The sequence below is a fragment of the Paenibacillus sp. 01L418 genome (genome assembly GCF_056400045.1).
In genome coordinates, this window is sequence record NZ_JBFTSN010000502.1 from 1 (window position 1) to 4,188 (window position 4,188).

Below are 4,188 nucleotides of genomic sequence, written 5' to 3' on the forward strand. Positions count from 1 at the left end.
GGGTGAACCATCATGCGATTTTATGAAACAGGATTCGATTATTTACGTGACGAGCTCGCTTTGCTGGAACAAGGGCTGCGAGTTCTTCTTGCAGATTTTGAGAGCAAGGAAATCGATGGTCAAACGCCAATGTCAATGCGCGGCCTCGTCGTTAATGCTATCGATATAGAACGATCGTTTCTAGGAAACGAGTCTTTACAGGAAGTAGATGCACTAGCTTCGTTTAGACAATTTCGTGTAGAGGCGGAACGACAGTTTTCACAGCACATCCATGACAGCGTAAGCGAGGGAGCAAGGCTCCCGTTCGCCTATTTGTCATGGACTCTTCGTCTTTCGACATGGGAAAAACGCTGCGTTATGTTATGCCTTGCAGCTGAGCTTGATTCACGTTATGAAAGCTGGTTTGGCTATTTGAATGACGACGTTACGCTGCGGGTGCCTACCGCGGAGCTTGCGCTGCGATTGTTAGGAGATTCGAAAGAAGAGTTTTATCATGCTCGTTCGCTGCTCGCAGGTTATTCGACCCTTGGCAGATTTGTACTGAGATCAGGCAGAGCGGCAGTACCCGCTGAGAGAAGCATGCTGAAGCAGCCGCTGCGCATGGACGCCCGTATTATCTCGTTTCTGCTGGATACTGAAAAGCTGGATTCCAGAATTGAAGACGTTTGTACCTTATACGATGGGGCGAGGTCAGCTCCAGAGCTGGCGTTTAATTGCGAGCTTCAAGACATGCTGCTGCAAATTGTGCAAAGGGAACGATCCTTCAAGGGAGACAAATCATTCACTCAAGATGATGAGAATGAGCAGTATGAAATACCGTTTATTCAGTTAAGCGGACCTTCGGGCGCCGGCAAAAAGCTGCATGCCAGACATCTGGCTCAGTCTTTGGAGCAGCCGCTGCTGCTTGTCAAGCTAGACAAGCTTGCTAAGGATGAAGATGCGATGACGGAGCAGTTGAACAATATTGTACGTGAATCACTCTTATCTGTAGCTGTTTTATGCTTCGATGAGGGGGAGGGTGAAAGAAGCGCAGCTGAGGGCTGGCCTCATCAGCAGGAAAGGGTTCGCAAGGCGCTTACTAACTATATAGAATTAGCAAGGCTCCCTGTCGTGTTATGGCTAACGCGAGTAGAAAGACGCTCCTCACAGCTGCCGCTTCCAGCGTTTTCTGCATTAACGAGCCACACTGTGCATGTTCCTAACGCAGAAGTGCGATTGCAGCTCTGGCAGCGCTGCAGCGATGAAAGAGCGGATCGTAGTCTGCTTAGACATTTAGCCGATAAGTATGCTTTTACAGCTGGGCAGATCGAGGGAATGAGCAAACAAGCAGATCGCCTAGCTTACCATAACAAGCATGAATTCCCTACACTTGATGATTATGCCCATGCCTCGCGAACACAGGTTCAGCATCGTTTGTCCGAGCTTGCGGAGAAGCAACGGCTAGTTCGGCGATGGGATGATCTGATATTGCCAGAGGAGCCGCTGGAGCTTCTTAAGGATGCGTGCAGCAGGCATAAGCATAGCGAAACGGTGTTTAATCGATGGGGCTTTGGTCATAAGCTGCCTTATGGTCGAGGCTTAAGCATGTTGTTTGCTGGGCCTCCTGGCACGGGCAAAACGATGGCAGCTGAAGTCGTTGCGGGAGAGATGGGACTAGAGCTTTACCGTATTGATCTGTCGCGCGTTGTGAGCAAATATATCGGAGAAACGGAAAAAAACTTGAGAGAGCTGTTTGCTGAAGCGGAAAGCAGCGGGGCTGTCCTGTTTTTTGACGAAGGAGACTCCTTGTTCGGCAAACGAACGGAAGTAAAAGATTCAAATGATAGATTCGCGAACATGGAGGCATCCTATCTTCTGCAGCGCATTGAAAGTTTCGAGGGTATCTCGATTCTAGCAACCAATTTGCTGCAAAATATGGACGAAGCCTTTTTGCGAAGAATGCAGGTAATCGTTAACTTTCCATTCCCGGATGCCGCCCATCGGGAGCAAATTTTCCGCTCGCTGCTGCCTAAGGATGCGCCGCTTGATCCTGACCTTGATCTGTCATTTCTAGCAGCGCGCATCGATGCATCAGGCGGTCATATTAAAAATATTGTCCTGTCTGCCGCGTTTATGGCTGCCTCGGAGCAAGCTTCAATCGGCATGAGGCATATGGTTCGTGCGACACGTCAAGAGCTCCACAAGATGGGGAAAATTGTCGTGAAAGAATCGTTCGAACCGTATAACTAGCAAGTTTTTATTAATAATTTGTTGTAAAATGTAGTAATTTTACTGAATTTGGTTCGCGAAGTCAGGAAAATTGACATAAATTGAGTAATTTTGCGTAGTCAATTGGTAGTAGAGAAGCTATAATAGAAATCGAATACCATTTTGATTTTTTTGGGAGTGATAGGCTGATGGGTGGATATACGGTTATTGCGGATTTGGAAGCCAGCATGCTGCGCTTGCTACGTGATCATCTTACGCCTGACCCAGTGCCGCGTCCCGAGTTGATCGGAATGGCTTCGCCCCGGGATGCAGGCGATCTAGCTCTTTCCTTGTTTTTGTTCAACGTTAAGGAAAATGGCGAATCTCGCCGGACGGGCATGGTGGATCGTGGAGGTGTGCTTCAGTACCCGCCGCAGGCGCTTGATTTTTATTTTTTAATGACAGCGCATTCGAGTGCGAATCGATTAACGCGTGCATTGGACGAGCATCGGATATTAGGTCGTGCTATGCAGGTCTTTTATGATAATGCCGTACTCAGCGGTACATATCTTGAAGGCACGCTTGCTGAAGGAAACGGTGCGATAAGGATGAATCTAGTCAGCATGGAAGGCGAAGATTTACTGAAGCTTTGGCAGTTCGGTGATACGCCGTACAAGCTTTCTGTCGTCTATCGCATAGGCCCTGTCATGCTCGATTCGAATCGTGTGAAGCCGGTTTCGCGAGTTGTCGAGCGTCATATTGTGCTTGAGGAAAAGGACGGTGGCTAATATGTCACACCATCGTTCAACGAGGGTAACTCGCTGCTCGCTTGTTGTATCGCCAGTTGACGTATGGACAAGAAGGCTGCTTGCACCTTCCGCGTTATCCGTTTCACTTGAGGGCATTCATAAGAAACCCATTCGGAAGCCTAACGGGACCTTTCTGTTTCTTGACCTTCCCTCTGGCAGCTATGTGCTCTCCGTTACCTCATCTGTATTTATACCCTACAGGAAACAGATTGAAACCGCTTCTATTTCAAAATTATACCCAATGATTACAGTACCGCTTTTGCCTAGTCCCAAATATGCTTATCCTGCAGATTCGACAGCTGTCACCTTTGAGTTATGTGATGCTGCTAGCAGACCTTGTGCTGATGCTGAGGTTTGGGCTTACATATGCGAGGATGCCGCAGCACGAGGTAGAATTATGCAAGATTCGCTGCTTGCTGGTGCAGATACAGCAGCAGTGGGGCAGTTGCAGGGACAGACGGTTGCAGGCGAGAGCTTACTGCTTCGCGGTCAAGGCAATGAGGAGCTTGTGCGTGTAGCTGAGATTTTGCCCGGCAATGGACTGCGATTCGAGCAGCCATTGCAGGAAAACTATCGAAGAGGCGCGCTATTATTGCCTGCTGTTCAAACGAGCAGTGCAAATAACGGTATCGTTATTCTTCCATTCCGCGGCATACTGCCCACCAGTTTTCCTATTAAAGTGTTTGCAATTAATGAACATGGCAGCGCTGCGACCGAGTTGACGGCGCAAGCGGGTGAAGTAGTATCAGCGCAGACTTTAGTCCTTCAGTAGGATTAACTATTCTGACGCATTCCAATTGGTCTTGGGGTTGACGCGGGAGAAATATGCCTGCCATTACCTAATACATAAATAGATTCAGAGAGGAGATCACACATGGCTGAGTATTTATCGCCAGGCGTCTATGTGGAGGAATTTGAGAGCGGCGCCAAACCACTGGAAGGTGTTAGTACGAGCACAGCGGGCTTTATTGGGCTTGCTGCTCGCGGACCAGTCGAGGGTTTACCGCAGCTTATTACAAGTCCAGCTGATTTTGGACGTGTATATGGTTCCTATTTATCTGAAAATGCTTTTGGCTCATACCGTTTTCTTGCGCATGCGGTTAATCAGTTTTTCACAAACGGAGGCTCCCGCTGCTTCATTTCCCGGGTAGCGCCGTCAGATGCCAAAACTGCCTCTAACGAAGCTCAGAAG

Annotated in this window: 3 protein-coding genes and 1 pseudogene; all 4 read left to right on the plus strand. The window is 48.5% G+C overall.

Going from position 1 to position 4,188, the window contains the following annotated elements; translation table 11 throughout:
* The first annotated feature begins 12 nt into the window (after positions 1-12).
* A complete protein-coding gene (locus tag AC1DSE_RS31360; protein WP_477509370.1) occupies positions 13-2,229 on the plus strand; it encodes an AAA family ATPase in 2,217 nt (738 codons plus the stop codon).
* A 167-nt stretch (positions 2,230-2,396) separates the two neighbouring features.
* On the plus strand, positions 2,397-2,975 hold the full coding sequence (locus AC1DSE_RS31365) for a Pvc16 family protein (RefSeq protein ID WP_477509369.1): 579 nt from the start codon (positions 2,397-2,399) through the stop codon (positions 2,973-2,975).
* Positions 2,968-3,768, plus strand: coding sequence for a peptidase associated/transthyretin-like domain-containing protein (locus tag AC1DSE_RS31370; RefSeq protein WP_477509368.1), 801 nt, complete (start codon positions 2,968-2,970; stop codon positions 3,766-3,768). The genes AC1DSE_RS31365 and AC1DSE_RS31370 overlap by 8 nt, the downstream gene beginning before the upstream one ends.
* A gap of 102 nt (positions 3,769-3,870) precedes the next feature.
* Positions 3,871-4,188 (plus strand): annotated as a pseudogene (locus tag AC1DSE_RS31375) (phage tail sheath family protein); the annotation flags it as partial.

What these genes read in the sequence shown, in the direction of transcription:
- AC1DSE_RS31360 (WP_477509370.1), top strand. Translation starts at nt 13, where the DNA reads ATGCGATTTTATGAAACAGGATTCGATTATTTACGTGACGAGCTCGCT.
- AC1DSE_RS31365 (WP_477509369.1), top strand. Translation starts at nt 2,397, where the DNA reads ATGGGTGGATATACGGTTATTGCGGATTTGGAAGCCAGCATGCTGCGC.